A 16,099-nucleotide genomic window follows, 5' to 3' on the forward strand; every position below is an offset into this window, starting at 1 on the left:
TGTGATGCAGGCAGTGCTTGTTACTTTCGCAGCACCAGCGAGCCCGGCAGGCTGTTCAGGTATGCCGCGATATTGGTGATGTCCTGGCGCGACAATGGCTTGGCCTGGGCCGCCATGATCGCATTGCCGCGGCCGTTGGCGCCATCGGCGCCGCGCTGGTAAGCCACCAGCGCATGCTCGAGGTAATCGCGGTGCTGGCCAGCCAGCTTCGGATAACCGGGGTCGATCGGCGTGTTGTAGTCCTTGCCGTGGCAGGAGGCGCAGTTGTACTTCTCGGTGGCAGCCTTGCCGGCGGAGATGTCGCCGGCTGCATGCGCCGACAGCGACAGCGCGGACAACGCGATGAAGGAGGATATGGCGAATGATTTCATCGTGGCTCCCTTATTTCTGCTGCGCGTAATAGGCAGCGACGTCGGCGATGTCCTGGTCCGACAGGCTGGCGGCGATGCCGCGCATGGTGGGATGCTTGCGCTCGCCTTTCTTGTACGCGTTGAGCGCATTCTCGATGTACTTTGCCGACTGGCCGCCCAGCATGGGCACCTGGTACACCTCGGGGAACGATGCCTTGTAGCCTGGAATGCCGTGGCAACCGATACAGTTTGCAACCTTGTTTTCTGCCGTTGTCGTACTGCCTTTCGCGTCCGCGGCTGCGGCGATCTGGGCAATACCCGCAAGCGCGAGAAATGCTAGTAGTTTTTTCATGGTAGCTGGGTAGTTAACGCGAAACTGGCCGGCGCTGGAGAAAATATCCTTGCTTCGACGCACCGAGATGGATAACAAAATGTTGCCTGTCATGCCAAAACCGCTCGATTCTACCCGAAGAGTTTGGCAGCGTCCACGCTGTATCAACATGGTGCGCCGCAGGAAAAAGCCATGGCGCGACGGGCGCAAACCGGCTGGCGGCACATGTCTCTCATGCGCTGTCGTGCCCATGCGCCAGCGCTGAAACGGCGACTGCCAACCTCCCCCGGCCGACCTCTCCTATAATGGCCGGCATAAAAACGACATCATGGAGACAGCTGCATGCAGCCACCCATACCGCCACGCCCCGCAGGGCCGCGGTCCTCACCGCTTGCCCCGCCATACTTCCACCGCACTGCCAGGCCAGACCCGGGGCACCAGAAACAAAGGGAGCAATGGGAGCAATGGGAGCAACGGCATGGCGCCTGAACAGGCCGGCACACGATCCGCCATCATGAACAGCAATGACGGCATCAGCCGCCGCGGCTGGGCAATGATTGCCGCCGGGGCGCTGGTGATCATGGTGGTCGTGGTGTTTGCGCGGCTGGCTTATGGCTTCATTCTTCCCTTCATGCGCGCCGCGCTGGGTCTGAGCTATCAGCAGGCCGGCACCCTGGGCACGGCCAGCGCACTGGGCTACCTGGTGCTGATCATGGTGGCCGGCATGGCGGCCGCGCGCTGGGGCGGCCGCGCCGCCGTCCTGTGCGGCGTGGCAATGACGGCAGCCGGCTTCAGCGGCCTGGCGCTGGCTTCGGACTACCGCGTGCTGATCGGGCTGATGGCGCTGCTGGGCTTCGGCACCGCATTCAGCTATACCCCGGTAATCTCCCTGCTGGCCGGCTGGTTTCCGCAACGCCGCGGCGCCGTGATCGGCATTGCCAACAGCGGCGTCGGCCTCGGCCTGCTGATCACGGGCGCCCTGGTGCCCTACCTGAATACCGCGCTGGGCGAGAACGGCTGGCGCATGGCATGGGCTCTGTTTGCCGCCACTGCGCTGATGGCGCTGACGGCGGCGTTTTTCCTGCTGCGCAACCCGGCCTCCGCCAGCGCCGCCGGCAAGCAGCAGGTCGACAAGGCCCGCGTATTCCGCGACCGCCATGTGATTACCGTCGGCCTGCTGTACGGCGTGGTCGGCATCACTTACATCGTGCAGGCGGTGTTCATGTACAGCTTCGCGCTGGAAGCGGGCTTGTCCGCGCTGACCGCCGGCAAGCTGGCCGCGGCCAGCGGCATCCTGTCGATCTTTGCAAGCCCTTGCTGGGGCTGGCTGTCGGACCGCTACGGCCGCCCGGCTGTGCTGCGCATCTGCGTCAGCCTGACGCTTGTTCAGCGCCATCCTCGCCGCCTCCACGGAAACGGTGGCGCCGCATGAGGCGCCGCTGGCAGTGAGCTTCGTGACCCTGTTCTATGCGGTCGGCCAGTTTGCCGGCCCGGCGGCGGCCGGCCTGCTGATCGAGCATGCGGGCGGATTCCGGGCCGCCTTTGCCGCGACCTGCATGGTGCTGGCAGCGGGGGTCGTGCTGACGCTGCGGCTGGGCAGGAGAGAAGCGCGGCCATGATGCGCGCCATCAACCGCCAGGGCGGAATTTTACGGTTGCGCTGTGGCTCCAACCGGTGCTCATGCACAGATCAAGGAGAGGACCATGGCAATCAGCACCGCGCAATTGGAACAGATGACAGAAAGGCTGCAGGCGCTCAAGTCGTATCTTGCGCGCCGTGAGCAGTCGCCCGACGCGTCGATGGACATGAACGACCCGGCGGTGGAAATGGCGGCCGCCTGCGAATTTCCGCTGCCCGGCAAGCTGACCGGCCGCACGCTGGCGGAGGAAGTCGAGCGCAAGATCGCCAACGTCGACGTGCTGATGGCGCGCGCCCGTGAGCACGAGGCGCTGCCGCCGGAAATGCGCGCCGCCGCCGACCAGGAGAATCCATTGATGGTGGAAGACTACAAGGACGGCGGCGTTGCGGACGAGGCTAGCAACACCGATGACGCCAGCGACGTCGAGGACGGGAAGGCATAGTACCGACATAGCCAGCAGCCCAAGCCAGCCTGCGCCATGCACTGCATGAAGCCTGAAGCGATCAGGCGGCCAGGCTATCCGGCGAGCGGTGCAGGCCCTCAGCGCCGGCCGGTTTTGCGTTCTTCCTCATCGCGCTGCCCGGGCAAATCCGGCTTCGGCGCATCGGCTTGATGCCGGTCCGGCAGCAGATACGATCCGGGCGATGCCAGCAAGCGCCGCAGCACGGCGCCCGATACCCGCCGCCTGACCGCCGCCGGCACTGCGCGCGCATGCAATGCCAGGCCGAACGCGCAGGCGAATGCGACCGCCACATTCATCAGCCCCGACACAACGACCCCGGCTGCAGCCAGCCAGAACGCAGGCTCCGTCAATGCAGGCCAGCCCAGGCTGGCCACGGCCGCTGCGAGCGCTGCCGCATCCAGGGTGACATGCCGCACCTGGAATGGCAGGCCGAAGAAGGTTGCGAAAGCCGGAGCCAGCCCGAGCAGGGTCGCCAGTGCCAGGCTGCCCGCGATATCGGCCACGTGCCGTTCCAGCCAGCCTGCAAGCCGTTGCGTCCTGCCCGGTCCCAGCGCGTAGACCAGGCGGCGCTGGTGGGCCAGCGCATCGCGCAACCGGTGCAGCGCGAACCAGTTGTCGGCAAACCCCGACGCCAGTCCGGCCAGCCACAACAGCACGCCGGTACCAGCCGCATACAGCGGCGCCGGGCCGACCAGGCTGAGCCGCTCGATCAGGGCGCCCGCCCGTGCCATGGACATCAGCGGCGCACCGCTCAGGTAGCCGACGCCAGCAGCAAGCAGCAGCATGCCAGGCACCACAGCGGTGAGATTGCCGAGCACGCCGGCGGCTTGCGCACGCAGCAGGCGCGCCACCTGCGCCAACAGGCCACGCAAGCCTTCCACCGTGTCCAGCGCGCCCATTCTGGCGCCGAGCGCCGGCGTGGTGACGGCTGGCTGGCGCGCCCCGAACTGGCCGCCGCAGGCCGAGATGGCCAGCAGCCAGACGCCTAGCGGAATCGCAACCGACATCCCGCCAAGGAAACCGTCGAAGCCTGTCAGCGCGCCCGGCACGCCCTGCTGCAGCAGCACCAGCAAGGCCAGCAGCGCGCCGCCTGCAGCGCCTGATCGCCATGCCGCACGATACTGGCCGGCATTCTCGACCATGTAGCGCTCGCCATGCCTGCCTTGCCGCTCGACGATCTTGCGGCCCACCAGTGACAGGCTGCGGCTCGCCAGGCCGGTTACGGAAGGCCTATGGCCGTGCTGCGCGCATAGCAGGTCGGCCAGCATGGCCAGCAGCGCGGCGCCGCCCTGCCCGCCCTGCACGGCGCCGCGCAGCGCAATCAGGCTGGCCATGCGGTCGAGCTGCGAACGCATGCGCTCGACCTGGGACACCAGCGATACCGACACGCCGTGTTCATCGAGCTCGGCATAGATGCTGTCGGTCTGCGCGCGGCAGACCGCGATCAGCATGCGCACGCTGCGCAGCGCCGCTTCATCCTGTCCGGGCGCATGCAGATAACGTTCGAGTTCGCGCCGCAGCGCCATGAAAGGCGTGGCCTGAATTGGCATGCGCGGCGGCAGGCGGCGCCTGAATTCCGGGCCGGTGCCGGCTGCGATGACGGCCGTGGCCAGGTGCTGCATGGCCTCGTCGATCTGCTGCAGGTAGCCGTGGGAGATCGCGTCGTCGGCGATCAGGCGCCACAGGCGGGAAGCCGTCGCCGGGTCCAGTTCCCGTAGCAATAGCGCATCGGCCGGGCGGGGAAACATCGCGCACAGCAGCGCGCCCATGTCATGCCGTGCCGGCGGCCGCGGCAGCAGCATCTGCATACTGCGCGACGCCAGCTCGGCCAGCACGGCCGGCTCGCGCTGCATGCCGGTCTCGGCAAACAGCTCCGGACCGATCGCCTCGCGCAGGGTTTTCTGGATGGCCGTCTGCACCAGACGGCGCACGTCGCGGTGGCTGTCCAGCCAGTCCAGCAGGAACACCAGCCGGCCGTGGCCGTCGCCGTCGCGCAGCAGGCGGCGGCTGTCATGCCGCAGCCACTCGGCCACGTCGATCATCCAGTTGGCGCGCTCGCTCCAGCCGGCGAACGGATTGGCCCGCCGCATCAGCTGTTCCACCTGCACTGCGCGCCGCACACTGCGGTGACGCGAGGACGTGCCGCGGCGCAGCCTGCGCCATACAGCCCAGGCCCGCAATACAAACATCTTCATCAAACTCCCTGGTATTTCATGCAGCAGGAAGGCATGGCATCCGTTTCGGACCATGCCGGCAATAGCAGACCGATGCGCTCAACTGATGCGCACAGCGAGCGTTCGGTTGCCGGATACCTGCCAACTGTTTCTCGCTTATACTCGTCCCTATCTTTTTTTCATGACGACGAGACATCATGCGACCAGACACACGGTTCAAAGGTTCCCAGAACTATGTAGCCACCGACGACCTGAAACTTGCAGTCAATGCGGCCATGACGCTGCAGCGTCCGCTGCTGATCAAGGGCGAGCCCGGCACCGGCAAGACCATGCTGGCCGAGGAAGTGGCCGCCGCGCTGGACATGCCGCTGATGCAATGGCATATCAAGTCCACCACCAAGGCGCAGCAGGGTCTGTATGAGTACGACGCCGTGTCGCGGCTGCGCGATTCGCAGTTGGGCGACGAGCGCGTCAAGGACATCCATAACTACATCGTCAAGGGCGTCTTGTGGCAGGCCTTCACCGCCAACGAGCGCGTGGTGCTCTTGATCGACGAGATCGACAAGGCCGACATCGAGTTCCCCAACGACCTGCTGCGCGAACTCGACCGCATGGAATTCTATGTCTATGAAACCCGCGAGATGGTGCAGGCCAAGCACAGGCCGCTGGTAATCATCACTTCCAACAACGAGAAGGAACTGCCGGACGCCTTCCTGCGCCGCTGCTTCTTCCATTACATCAAGTTCCCGGACAAGGACACGATGGCCGAGATCGTCGAGGTGCATTTTCCGGACCTGAAGAAGGAACTGCTGGCCAAGGCGCTGGAGACCTTCTACGAAGTGCGCGACGTTGCCGGCCTGAAGAAGAAGCCATCCACCTCCGAATTGCTGGACTGGCTCAAGCTGCTGCTGGCCGAAGACATTCCACCGGAGGCATTGCGCGCCAAGGACCCGAAGAGCGCCGTGCCGCCGCTGCATGGCGCGCTGCTGAAGAACGAGCAGGACGTGCACCTGTTCGAGCGCCTGGTCTTCATGTCGCGCAACAACCGCTGAGGCAGGCATGGTTTTCATCGAGCCGGCGACGCTGTCGGGCCGTTACGTGCGGCTGGAGCCGCTGGCCATGAGCCACCACGACGCGCTCGTGGAAGCGGCGTCCGACGGCGAACTCTGGAAGCTCTGGTACACCTCGGTGCCGGCGCCGCAAGCCATGCGCGCCTGGATCGAGACGGCGCTCGCCATGCGCCGCCAGCATGCGCTGCCCTTCATCATCCGCGACACGCGCGATGAGACCATCGTCGGCAGCACCCGCTACTTCAATGTCGACCCGCATAACCGGCGGCTCGAGATCGGCCATACCTGGCATGCGAAGCGGGCGCAGCGCACCGGCATCAATACCGAGGCCAAGCTGCTGTTGCTGGGCCATGCCTTCGAAGCGCTGCAATGCATCGCAGTGGAGTTCCGCACCCACTGGATGAATCAACAATCGCGCGAAGCGATTGCGCGGCTGGGCGCGAAGCAGGATGGCGTGCTGCGGCAGCACCAGCGCATGGCCGACGGCAGCCTGCGCGACACCGTGGTGTTTTCCATCATTGACGCTGAGTGGCCGACCGTGAAGCGCCATTTGCACTACAAACTCGAACGGTAGGACACCATGCTGATCGATTTCTTTTTTACCCTCAAAGACGCCAAGATCCCCGTCTCCATCAAGGAATACCTGATCCTGATGGAGGCCATGCAGAAGCAGGTCATTGCGCCATCGCTGGACGAGTTCTATTACCTCTCGCGCATGACGCTGGTCAAGGACGAGGCGCATTACGACAAGTTCGACAAGGCCTTCGGCATGTACTTCAAGGGCGTCGACACCCTGTTCGAGAAGCATCCGGAAATCCCGCTGGACTGGCTGATGAAGCGCATCGAGCGCGAGCTCACGCCCGAGCAGCGCGCGGCCATCGAGAAGTTCGGCTATGACAAGCTGATGGATCGCTTAAAGGAACTGCTGGCCGAACAGAAGGAACGCCATGAAGGCGGCAACAAGTGGATAGGTACCGGCGGCACCTCGCCTTTCGGCAACGGCGGCGAGAACCCGGAAGGCATACGCATCGGCGGCGAAGGCGGCAAGCGCAGCGCTGTCAAGGTCTGGGAGTCGCGCGCCTTCCGCGATTACGACAGCGAACGCGAACTCGGCACCCGCAACATCAAGGTCGCATTGCGCCGCCTGCGCAAGTTCGCGCGCGAAGGCGCGGAGGAAGAACTGGCGCTGGACGACACGATACGCGCCACCGCCAACAATGCCGGCTATCTCGACATCAAGATGCAGCCCGAGCGCAAGAACAACATCAAGGTACTGATGCTGCTGGATGTCGGCGGCACGATGGACGATCACATCACCCGCACCGAGGAACTGTTCTCGGCGTCCAAGACCGAGTTCAAGAACATGGAGTTCTACTACTTTCACAACTGCGTCTACGACTACCTGTGGAAGAACAACCGGCGCCGCCATGCGGAACGTTTCCCGACCTGGGACGTGCTGCGCAAGTACACGCCGGACACCAAGCTGATCTTCGTCGGCGACGCCACCATGAGCCCGTATGAGATCCTGCAGCCGGGCGGCTCGGTGGAGTACAACAACGAGGAAGCCGGCGCCGAATGGCTGCAGCGCTTCACCCACATGTTTCCGAAGTTCATCTGGCTCAACCCGGAGCCGGAAGGCCTGTGGCAATACCGGCAATCGATCGCCGTGATCAGGCAGATTATGAATAACCGGATGTTTCCGCTGACCATCGATGGGCTTGAACGCGGCATGCGGCTGCTGAGCAAGTAAGGCAACAACCGCTCCCGCGCCGCCACGCCGGCCGGGAGCGCCCCCCTCTTTCAACGCGCGCATTCACTGCTCCGCACGCGCTTCCAGACTGAACTATCTTTTTTATTGCGGCACTACCGTGTCCATGTCGCCATGCTGGCGTATCGCAAGTGGAGCAATGAACTCTTGATGATGCGCAATAAGCTGCGGCATCGCCATGCCAAGGGCCAGCATTCCGCTATTCGATAACAGCACCGCTCAGCGGCCAATGCGCAAGGCTGGCTTGTGTTCAGGTGCAGCCTAGTGCAAGCGACGTCGCGTGCTGCAAGAGGAAGCGGTGGCTGGACGCCCACCAGACGCGGCATCAGATGCGTGAGCAACGCCTGCCTGCCGCGATACGCATCACAGGCTAGGCAGCGCTGACGAGCGCCTGGTGCAACACGAGCGCTTGCGGCATGGAGGCAAATTACGAATGCAGAAAACAACGACTTCCGGGAGCCATCATGTTAAAGACCATTGCTGCTAGAGCCGCCCAGCCCAGGCTGACTTACCACGGAAACTGCCTTGCGGCCAAGCTGCGCAACGGCCGTTTCTCGGTCAGGGCGCGCGGCGCGCCGTCCGCCTTTCCCGACTGGCGCGAACTGCGAAGTTCCGTGCCGCATCGTGCGTACTGGCGCAGCACTTTCGTCTCGTCGACGGCTGTTGCGGATTCAAGCGACAGCAGGAATAAGCAAGGGTCCATTAAGCTGGAGAAGGAGGACTTGAGGCGAATTGAAGAAAAAAAGGACATCTTTCCGCCGCCGGTTTTTGACGGAGAGGCATTGAACAAGAGATACCTGAACAAAGCGCCGGCGCAAAAACTGGTGAAAAGCTTTTCGAAGCTCATGACAGCGCCACAATCCCACAAACTCCACATCGTATCCGAGCAGTCTCTCTCCAGGCACTTGCTCGCCAGCGTCGACGCCCTGGCAGATGCCGACAAGGTGATGATCTTCTGCGGCAGAAACACCACGGAAGGCAAGCTGACGGCGGAGAGTGCGGTCAGTGCTGCGATCGCCGCCTATGCACTCCACCTTTGCTACAAGACCCCTATCATCGTTTGCGACGAACCGAACAGGCGGCTGATAGAAATGCTTTTGACCGCCAGGCATCCGGAATTTGGCCCATATGTGCGATACGTGCCCATTACGGAAGTCAATGGCCAACTGGTGAGGCGACTGCACAAGGAATTCAACCGGCATGCGCCCGACCTCTCGCTTTACATTGATGTACCAGGGCGCAATGGTGCCGGTGATTACCTGGATGCAGACGGCAGCAGCATCAGTCTGCTCAATGTCGCGCTCGACCAGGCCCTCAACATGCAGAACCTGATGAAGATTCCCTCGATTGCCATCTGCGGCAGCAGTGTCAATGCGGGTTTCCCGGCATTGAATTCGCTTGACGAACCGGAAGATTCCGCAGCGGTAATTCATGCCACCCACGCCCTGGTCGTACCCGATGTGGTGCAAGGCACGCTGGGGCTAATGGAGCTGCTCTGCAGCGCTTGCCTGGATTCGCAAGCCTACCAGCCCGACTGGCTTGCCACCGCCCTCGACACGGCAGTGACGATAACCGAAAACGGGGTATTCAAAGCGCCAGTACCACGGTCCGGCGCCCTTCAGCAAAGCACATGGACGCCGAAAGCCCATACGCCCATCACGAATGAGCACCCGACGCTTCGACAACTCTCTGCCTTCCACAAACTGACGGGGGGCCGGCGGATCACATGGACGGAATCGATAGAGAAGTCAAAGCTGGAGGGGCCCAAAGTCCGTCATGCCGTACTTTACGACTCCAGCGACGGCGTCCTGATTGCCGCCAATGACTTCATTCGTTATATCAGGGCGCGTTCCAATTTCGTCCTCAAGGTCGACGCCGTAGCCGACCATGCCAAGGCCTCCTACGGAAAGCATAGTCATGAACGCCTTTTTGAAATCGTGGTGGATGGCGTTGCCTTCTCTGCAAAACTCAAGGCGGACGTCATTGTCATGGTCTGCAACACTGCCTGCACGGTCGATCTCCACCTGGTGACGAAGGCGGTGAAGAACTGGCTGGAAGGCCACGGCATCCACGGCTACCAGGTTCACATCATCGATCTGGTCAAAACCGTCGCCGCAGCGGTGGTTGAACTCGGAGGATCAAAGCCGACGCTGCTCACGACCGAAGCCACCAGCGAGAGTGGCGCCTATCCCCGTGCGATCAACGTGGCTGCAGAAAATGCCGGAACGGACTTGCCCGAGATCACGGTCATCGGTTGCGGCAACAGGAATGCACGCCCCAACAAGGATCTGGCTCACCTGGTGAACAAACTGGCGCACCTGAAAGACAAGACAAGCATTGCTTATACCGAGTTGGAACGCGAAGTGGAACGCTATGTCGACCTCATCCCGTTGGATTCCACATCGGTCTGGCTTTGCTGCACGCACTTCCCGGCACTGCTAGAACTTTTCAGAAAGCATCTCAACAGGCGCCTCAAGGATGCGGGGCTGCCCGAGGACAGCATTCCTATCAGGGACCCGCTAGTTGCACAGGCTGAAGCAACCATCCGTTTCCTCGAGGAACAGCAACCGGTCGAAAACAAGGACTACCGGGCTATTCAGAATTTGCGCGTACTGACCACTGGGATCAAGGAAGAAGTGGCCGCTTCAACGCGCGTCCATATCGGAAAAGAGGGTGTGCCCCTGTTCACAGTCAACTTTCCGAACGTAACCATCCTGCCCGCTCCTTCGCCCAGAACACGGCCAACGCCGAAGGATGATCGAGGGGAAAACTGATGCCCACTGTGGACTTACCCATCGGGGTTCTGGCATTGACGCAGACGGCGGTTGCGACTGCGCCTATTCGTGCAACGGCTGTACGACGTTTTTTCAGCAAGGTGAATTCGCTTGTCCGCTGTTGCGTCATTCGACTGACGGCGCGGGCACATTACATGAACGCAGCACAACGCTAGATTCGAGGAATGCATATGCTAAGGACCATCATTGCAAGAGGCATCCATCCCATCCCGGCCTGCCGGAACCACTATCCGTCAACGATGCCGACTGCCGCCAGATTCCTGGCGCGGCCACGTAGCATTCCATCCGCCTTCACTGACCGGCGTGAGCTGGCGTCACCGGCTCCGAGACGCCAATTTCATTCAAGCTCATTAATCTATTCCGATACGCCAAAGGTTGATCTTGGCGAGGAAATACGAACCGCGATCCTGGAAAGGGGCGAAACATACCCACCGCCGGAAGCAAGCGACCACGAGCTTCCCAAAAAATACAAAAAGTCCGCCCAGACTTTGATCGAAGGGGTGGGAGAGCAACTTCTATCACGCCCTTTCCCTGTCGGGAAAGCGCACTTGAAGAAAGAGTGCGAAGCGTTACTGAAGAAGAATTTCTTGCCGATCTTTCACAGGATAGCGAATGCGGAAAAGGTGATGATATTTTGTGGCCGTAACACGGCCGAAGGAAAACTGACGGTTGAAGGTCCTGTCAGCGCAGCGATCGCGGCCTATACCCTTTACAAATGCCATAAGGTCGCGATCATCGTGAGCGACGAACCGAACAAGCGATTGATACAACTGCTGCTGACCGCACTCGACGAGAAATGCGGGAAATTTATGACCTACCTTCCCATCAATCAGGTCAACGGCACCCTGCTTTCCACCTTGTTCAGGCAGGTCACCAGCCGCAAGCCAGACGTGACCTTGTACATCGATATACCCGGACGCAATAGGGATGGTGATTATCTTGACGAGATGGGACGTCCGATTGCGCTATCGAATGTCGCATTTGATCAGGCTCTGAATCTCCAGAATGCGCAGAAAATGGAAGCCATCGCGCTCTGCAGCGGGATCAATAGCGCTGGCTATCCGGCGAATGAATCAGTGGCGAATTTCAGTCAGAAGGATGATGACCTTCGTACCACCGTGTCGGCGAGCCACTCACTGGTTCTGCCGGATGTCATTGCCGGAACGCTGTCGCTGATGGAACTGGTCAGCACGGCGTGCACAGATCTTGAAGCCTGTAGCACCGCGCAGGTGCAGCGGTTGCTCTCCATCGCTGCCGAAAAGATTGAAGACATGAAACTGCAAGCGCCTGTATTGCGCAAGATGAGCAAGCCACGCCCTCCCTGGCAGGCAGCCGCGCCTGCCAGGATCGCTGAGGACCATCCCACACTTCAGATCCTCAAATCGATCCATGATGTGATCGATGCCAGCCATGTGATGTGGCCGGCCTCGCTCGAGAAAATCAAGTTTTACGGCCCTGAAATCCGCCATGTAACCCTGTTTGATTCGAGCGATGGCGTTCTGATCGCAACGGAAGATTTTCTGGACTATATGAGGGCCCGTTCGAATTTTCATGTCAAGGTTCAGGCCGTGGCTGATCACGAGAAGCGCCCTTACGGCAGATTTTTACCCGACGAATTATTCAGCGTCGTCGTCAACGGGCTTGCCTTCTGTGCGTCTCTCCAGGGAGACGCAATCGTCATGGTGTGCAACACCGCCTGCACCGTAGGGCTGGATCGCGTCAAGGCTGTCGTTGAAAAATGGCTCGTCGAAATGGATTTGCATTACAAGGTTGAGATCATCGATCTGATAGCAACCGTGGCAGGTGCAATCCTCGATGAAGGCGGCGCCCGCCCCGTACTGCTTGCCACGCAGGCCACGGCTGAATCCCATGCCTATCCCCGGGCGATCGAGATCTTGGCCGAAAAGCAGGGAAAGGTAGCGCCTCTCGTCACGGTAATCGGGTGTGGCAACAGGGATAAAAGGCCCCAGGATGACTGGGCAACGTTTGTCAACAACGGCGCCCATGATCCCAACCATCCTGACCATGAGGCTTTTTTATTTGCGGTCAAAACCTACGCCTACCAAATTCCGCTGAACGCTAGTTCAATCTGGCTATGCTGCACTCACTTTCCTATCTTGGCAAAATTCCTCAGAAAATATTTGAACGAACGTCTGGTTGCCATTGGCATGGAGCCGGACTGCATACTGATCGTTGACCCCCTGTCCTATCAGGCGGACGCAACGATTGTTCACCTGAGTAAGAAGAAATCCACCAAGAGCAAGGATTATGCCTCCCTGCGCAATCTTGAAGTAGTGACAACTGGATCGCATAAGGAGGTCAGTGAGTCAGTAAAAAGATATTTCAAACATGAAAAGCCGCTGATATTTGAAGTTGCATTCCCCCACATATCGATCGACCAAGGAAAGGCTCCTCCTCCTTCACTGGGAACTTGAACCACAAGGCAACCCGACGCACGGGTTGCCGATTGCTTCTCCCAACCTTTTCGCCGGCCTTTCCAATCATCTAGCGTTGGTAAATTCATTTGCTTGCCTTCCTCCTTCGCACGTCATACACAACATACAACAGTTTTACTGTATAAAAGCACAGTCTTTTTGCTATAATTCCATTCTGGTACAACGCCGCAGCAAATTCGAAGTTCGCCCCAAGCCTTGTATTTCATTAGAATGCAGGCATTTTGCACCGGCAAGTCCAGTTCGCCGGACCCGGCGCTTCCCTGTCTTTCACTGCTTCCCACCGAATGGCAACCAAAAAGAACCAAATTTCCGACTACAGCGAATCATCGATCCGCGTCCTCAAAGGCCTGGAGCCGGTCAAGCAACGGCCCGGCATGTACACCCGCACCGAGAACCCGCTGCACATCATCCAGGAAGTCATCGACAACGCCTCCGACGAAGCGCTCGGCGGGCATTGCCGCAACATCGTGGTGACATTGCGTGCCGATGGCGGCATCAGCGTCGATGACGACGGTCGCGGCATTCCGGTCGGCCTGCATCCCGAGGAAAAGGTGCCAACGGTCGAGATCGTGTTCACCCGGCTGCATGCCGGCGGCAAGTTCGACAAGGGCAGCGGCGGCGCGTATGCGTTCTCCGGCGGTCTGCATGGCGTTGGCGTATCGGTCACGAATGCGCTGTCGTCGCGCCTGGAAATCACGGTCTGGCGCGAGGGCAAGGTCCATCAGCTCGCCTTTGCCGACGGCGACCTGGTCGAGCCACTGACCTCCCGTTCACCGACCCGCGAAGACAAGAAATCCGGCACCCGCGTCACCGCCTGGCCCAATCCCCAGTATTTCGACTCTTCCGCGATTCCGCAGGCCGAGCTGCAGCGCCTGCTGCGCTCCAAGGCGGTGCTGCTGCCTGGCGTGAAAGTCACGCTGGTTCACGAGCGCACCGGCGAGAACCAGACCTGGCAATACGACCAAGGCCTGCGCGGCTACCTGACCGAATCGCTGGCACAGGGCTCGAATGCGGAACTGGTGATCCCGCTGTTCGAGGGCGAGCAATACGCCGGCCGCGATGCCGAGGGCTTTGCCGAAGGCGAAGGCGCGGCCTGGGTGGTGGCCTGGACCGAGGACGGCAACGTGATGCGCGAGTCCTATGTGAACCTGATCCCGACGCCGGCCGGCGGCACCCATGAGTCTGGCCTGCGCGAAGGCCTGTTCGGCGCCGTGAAGAACTTCGTCGAGATGCATGCGCTGCTGCCCAAGGGCGTGAAGCTGCTGCCGGAAGACGTGTTCGCCCGCACCTCCTTCGTGCTGTCAGCCAAGGTGCTGGACCCGCAGTTCCAGGGCCAGATCAAGGAGCGCCTGAATTCGCGCGACGCGGTGCGCCTGGTGGCGGGCTTTTGCCGGCCGCCGCTGGAATTGTGGCTGAACCAGCATGTGGACTACGGCAGGAAGCTGGCCGAGCTGGTGATCCGCCAGGCCCAGACCCGGCTGCGCTCGGCGCAGAAAGTGGAAAAGAAGAAGTCCTCCGGCGTGGCGGTGTTGCCGGGCAAGCTGACCGATTGCGAGTCGAGCGACGTCTCCCGCAACGAGCTGTTCCTGGTCGAGGGCGACTCGGCCGGCGGCTCGGCCAAGATGGGCCGCGACAAGGAATTCCAGGCCATCCTGCCGCTGCGCGGCAAGGTGCTCAACGCCTGGGAGACCGAGCGCGACAGGCTGTTCGCCAACAACGAGATCCATGACATCGCCGTGGCGATCGGCGTCGACCCGCACGGCAAGCATGACAACCCCGACCTGTCCGGGCTGCGCTATGGCCGCATCTGCATCCTGTCAGACGCCGACGTCGACGGCGCCCACATCCAAGTGCTGCTGCTGACGCTGTTCTTCCGCCATTTCCCCAAGCTGATCGACCGCGGCCATATCTGCGTTGCGCGGCCACCGCTGTACCGGGTGGATGCGCCGGCGCGCGGCAAGAAGCCGGTGCAGAAGCTGTATGCGCTGGACGACGGCGAGCTGACGGCGATCGAGGACAAGCTGCGCAAGGACGGCATCAAGGAGGGCGGCTGGGCGATTTCACGCTTCAAGGGCCTGGGCGAGATGAATGCCGAACAGCTGTGGGAAACCACGATGAACCCGGACACCCGGCGCCTGCTGCCGGTGTCGCTGGGCGACTTCGACCTGGAGGCTTCGGAAGCACGCTTCAACATGCTCATGGGCAAAGGCGAGGCGTCGGCCCGCCGGCTCTGGCTGGAAGAGCATGGCAACGAAGCCGAGGCCGATATCTGATGCGATGGGTCGCGCTGCTCTGCGGAATGGCGCTGGCCTGCGCGACACAGCTCGCGCGGGCCGACATCTACGGTTATATCGATGCCGACGGCAATGCCCACTTCGCTACCGACAAGCTCGATGAGCGCTACCAGCTGTTCATGCGCGGCGACGGCGCGTTCGATTCGCGCGAACTGACCGCGCCGGCGCCGCAGGCCGTGCCGGCCGATGGCTTGCAGCGCTACCTGTCGCAGCATCCCAACCTGAAGCGCTTCGAGCCGCTGCTGGCGCAGGCGGCGCATGAGTTTGCGGTGGAGCTTCCGCTATTGAAGGCGGTGATGGCGGCCGAGTCGGGCTTCAATCCCGACGCGGTGTCGCCCAGGGGCGCAATCGGCCTGATGCAGGTCATGCCCGCCACTGCCGAACGCTATGGCCTGCAGGGCGACCAGCGCAAGAGCCTCACCGAGAAGCTGTTTGACCCGAAGACCAATATCCGCCTGGCGGCGCGTTACCTGCGCGACCTGATGCGCCTGTTTCCCGACCAGCTGGCGCTGGTGCTGGCGTCCTATAACGCCGGCGAGGGCGCGGTGCAGAAGTACCGCAACAGCATTCCGCCTTACCCGGAAACCCGTAATTACGTGAAGCTGGTGACCCAGTTCTACCAGCTCTACAACCCGGTGCCCGCTGCGCCCGCCAAGGCCGACCAGCCTGCCGGCGCAGGCAACCGGGTCACCCTGACCCTGCCTGGCCGCGGCAACCTGCCGACCCGGCCGGCAAACAATCAATAAGCCTGACAACGAC

At 61.6% G+C, this 16,099-nt stretch carries 13 protein-coding genes; 10 read left to right on the forward strand and 3 right to left on the reverse strand.

Going from position 1 to position 16,099, the window contains the following annotated elements; all coding sequences use genetic code 11:
• Positions 1–20: 20 nt before the first annotated feature.
• Positions 21–371 (reverse strand): c-type cytochrome, encoded by a 351-nt coding sequence (locus ABC383_RS05245; protein WP_413012315.1) that lies wholly within the window; start codon positions 369–371, stop codon positions 21–23.
• A 10-nt stretch (positions 372–381) separates the two neighbouring features.
• Positions 382–702 (reverse strand): c-type cytochrome, encoded by a 321-nt coding sequence (locus tag ABC383_RS05250; RefSeq protein ID WP_194711399.1) that lies wholly within the window; start codon positions 700–702, stop codon positions 382–384.
• 457 nt (positions 703–1,159) lie between these two features.
• Between ABC383_RS05250 and ABC383_RS05255 the strand changes: the two genes are divergently transcribed.
• The 3 genes from ABC383_RS05255 to ABC383_RS05265 all read left to right on the forward strand — a co-directional run bounded on the left by ABC383_RS05255 (position 1,160) and on the right by ABC383_RS05265 (position 2,762).
• Positions 1,160–2,113 carry an MFS transporter gene (locus ABC383_RS05255; protein WP_413012316.1) on the forward strand — a complete coding sequence of 318 codons (954 nt, stop codon included), beginning with the start codon at positions 1,160–1,162 and terminating at the stop codon, positions 2,111–2,113.
• Positions 2,100–2,300 (forward strand): YbfB/YjiJ family MFS transporter, encoded by a 201-nt coding sequence (locus ABC383_RS05260; RefSeq protein ID WP_413012317.1) that lies wholly within the window; start codon positions 2,100–2,102, stop codon positions 2,298–2,300. The genes ABC383_RS05255 and ABC383_RS05260 overlap by 14 nt, the downstream gene beginning before the upstream one ends.
• A gap of 84 nt (positions 2,301–2,384) precedes the next feature.
• Positions 2,385–2,762, forward strand: a complete 378-nt coding sequence (locus tag ABC383_RS05265) for a hypothetical protein (RefSeq protein ID WP_413012318.1) — start codon at positions 2,385–2,387, stop codon at positions 2,760–2,762.
• 98 nt (positions 2,763–2,860) lie between these two features.
• Here ABC383_RS05265 and ABC383_RS05270 read toward each other — a convergent pair whose 3' ends face one another.
• On the reverse strand, positions 2,861–4,978 hold the full coding sequence (locus ABC383_RS05270) for a preprotein translocase subunit TatB (protein ID WP_413012319.1): 2,118 nt from the start codon (positions 4,976–4,978) through the stop codon (positions 2,861–2,863).
• 176 nt (positions 4,979–5,154) lie between these two features.
• Between ABC383_RS05270 and ABC383_RS05275 the strand changes: the two genes are divergently transcribed.
• The 7 genes from ABC383_RS05275 to ABC383_RS05305 all read left to right on the forward strand — a co-directional run bounded on the left by ABC383_RS05275 (position 5,155) and on the right by ABC383_RS05305 (position 16,086).
• Positions 5,155–6,009 carry an AAA family ATPase gene (locus ABC383_RS05275; protein ID WP_194711313.1) on the forward strand — a complete coding sequence of 285 codons (855 nt, stop codon included), beginning with the start codon at positions 5,155–5,157 and terminating at the stop codon, positions 6,007–6,009.
• Positions 6,010–6,016: 7 nt separating this feature from the next.
• A complete protein-coding gene (locus ABC383_RS05280) occupies positions 6,017–6,601 on the forward strand; it encodes a GNAT family N-acetyltransferase (protein WP_413012320.1) in 585 nt (194 codons plus the stop codon).
• A gap of 6 nt (positions 6,602–6,607) precedes the next feature.
• Positions 6,608–7,777, forward strand: coding sequence for a vWA domain-containing protein (locus ABC383_RS05285; protein WP_194711315.1), 1,170 nt, complete (start codon positions 6,608–6,610; stop codon positions 7,775–7,777).
• Positions 7,778–8,259: 482 nt separating this feature from the next.
• Positions 8,260–10,569, forward strand: coding sequence for a glutamate cyclase domain-containing protein (locus ABC383_RS05290; RefSeq protein WP_413012321.1), 2,310 nt, complete (start codon positions 8,260–8,262; stop codon positions 10,567–10,569).
• Between the two features lie 191 nt (positions 10,570–10,760).
• On the forward strand, positions 10,761–13,025 hold the full coding sequence (locus tag ABC383_RS05295; protein ID WP_413012322.1) for a glutamate cyclase domain-containing protein: 2,265 nt from the start codon (positions 10,761–10,763) through the stop codon (positions 13,023–13,025).
• Between the two features lie 305 nt (positions 13,026–13,330).
• Entirely contained in the window at positions 13,331–15,319 is a 1,989-nt protein-coding gene (locus ABC383_RS05300) for a DNA topoisomerase IV subunit B (protein ID WP_413012323.1), read from the forward strand.
• Positions 15,319–16,086: a lytic transglycosylase domain-containing protein gene (locus ABC383_RS05305; protein ID WP_413012324.1), complete on the forward strand. Its 768-nt coding sequence runs from the start codon at positions 15,319–15,321 to the stop codon at positions 16,084–16,086. The genes ABC383_RS05300 and ABC383_RS05305 overlap by 1 nt, the downstream gene beginning before the upstream one ends.
• Positions 16,087–16,099: the final 13 nt, after the last annotated feature.

This window comes from Noviherbaspirillum phoenicis, assembly GCF_047237965.1.
In the GTDB taxonomy this organism is placed as follows: domain Bacteria; phylum Pseudomonadota; class Gammaproteobacteria; order Burkholderiales; family Burkholderiaceae_D; genus Noviherbaspirillum_A.

Bases quoted from the DNA above. Each gene is read 5' to 3' on its own strand.
- ABC383_RS05305 (WP_413012324.1), top strand. From the start codon at position 15,319: ATGCGATGGGTCGCGCTGCTCTGCGGAATGGCGCTGGCCTGCGCGACA.
- ABC383_RS05290 (WP_413012321.1), top strand. From the start codon at position 8,260: ATGTTAAAGACCATTGCTGCTAGAGCCGCCCAGCCCAGGCTGACTTAC.
- ABC383_RS05265 (WP_413012318.1), top strand. From the start codon at position 2,385: ATGGCAATCAGCACCGCGCAATTGGAACAGATGACAGAAAGGCTGCAG.
- ABC383_RS05270 (WP_413012319.1), bottom strand. From the start codon at position 4,978: ATGAAGATGTTTGTATTGCGGGCCTGGGCTGTATGGCGCAGGCTGCGC.
- ABC383_RS05245 (WP_413012315.1), bottom strand. From the start codon at position 371: ATGAAATCATTCGCCATATCCTCCTTCATCGCGTTGTCCGCGCTGTCG.
- ABC383_RS05300 (WP_413012323.1), top strand. From the start codon at position 13,331: ATGGCAACCAAAAAGAACCAAATTTCCGACTACAGCGAATCATCGATC.
- ABC383_RS05255 (WP_413012316.1), top strand. From the start codon at position 1,160: ATGGCGCCTGAACAGGCCGGCACACGATCCGCCATCATGAACAGCAAT.
- ABC383_RS05275 (WP_194711313.1), top strand. From the start codon at position 5,155: ATGCGACCAGACACACGGTTCAAAGGTTCCCAGAACTATGTAGCCACC.
- ABC383_RS05295 (WP_413012322.1), top strand. From the start codon at position 10,761: ATGCTAAGGACCATCATTGCAAGAGGCATCCATCCCATCCCGGCCTGC.
- ABC383_RS05285 (WP_194711315.1), top strand. From the start codon at position 6,608: ATGCTGATCGATTTCTTTTTTACCCTCAAAGACGCCAAGATCCCCGTC.
- ABC383_RS05280 (WP_413012320.1), top strand. From the start codon at position 6,017: ATGGTTTTCATCGAGCCGGCGACGCTGTCGGGCCGTTACGTGCGGCTG.
- ABC383_RS05250 (WP_194711399.1), bottom strand. From the start codon at position 702: ATGAAAAAACTACTAGCATTTCTCGCGCTTGCGGGTATTGCCCAGATC.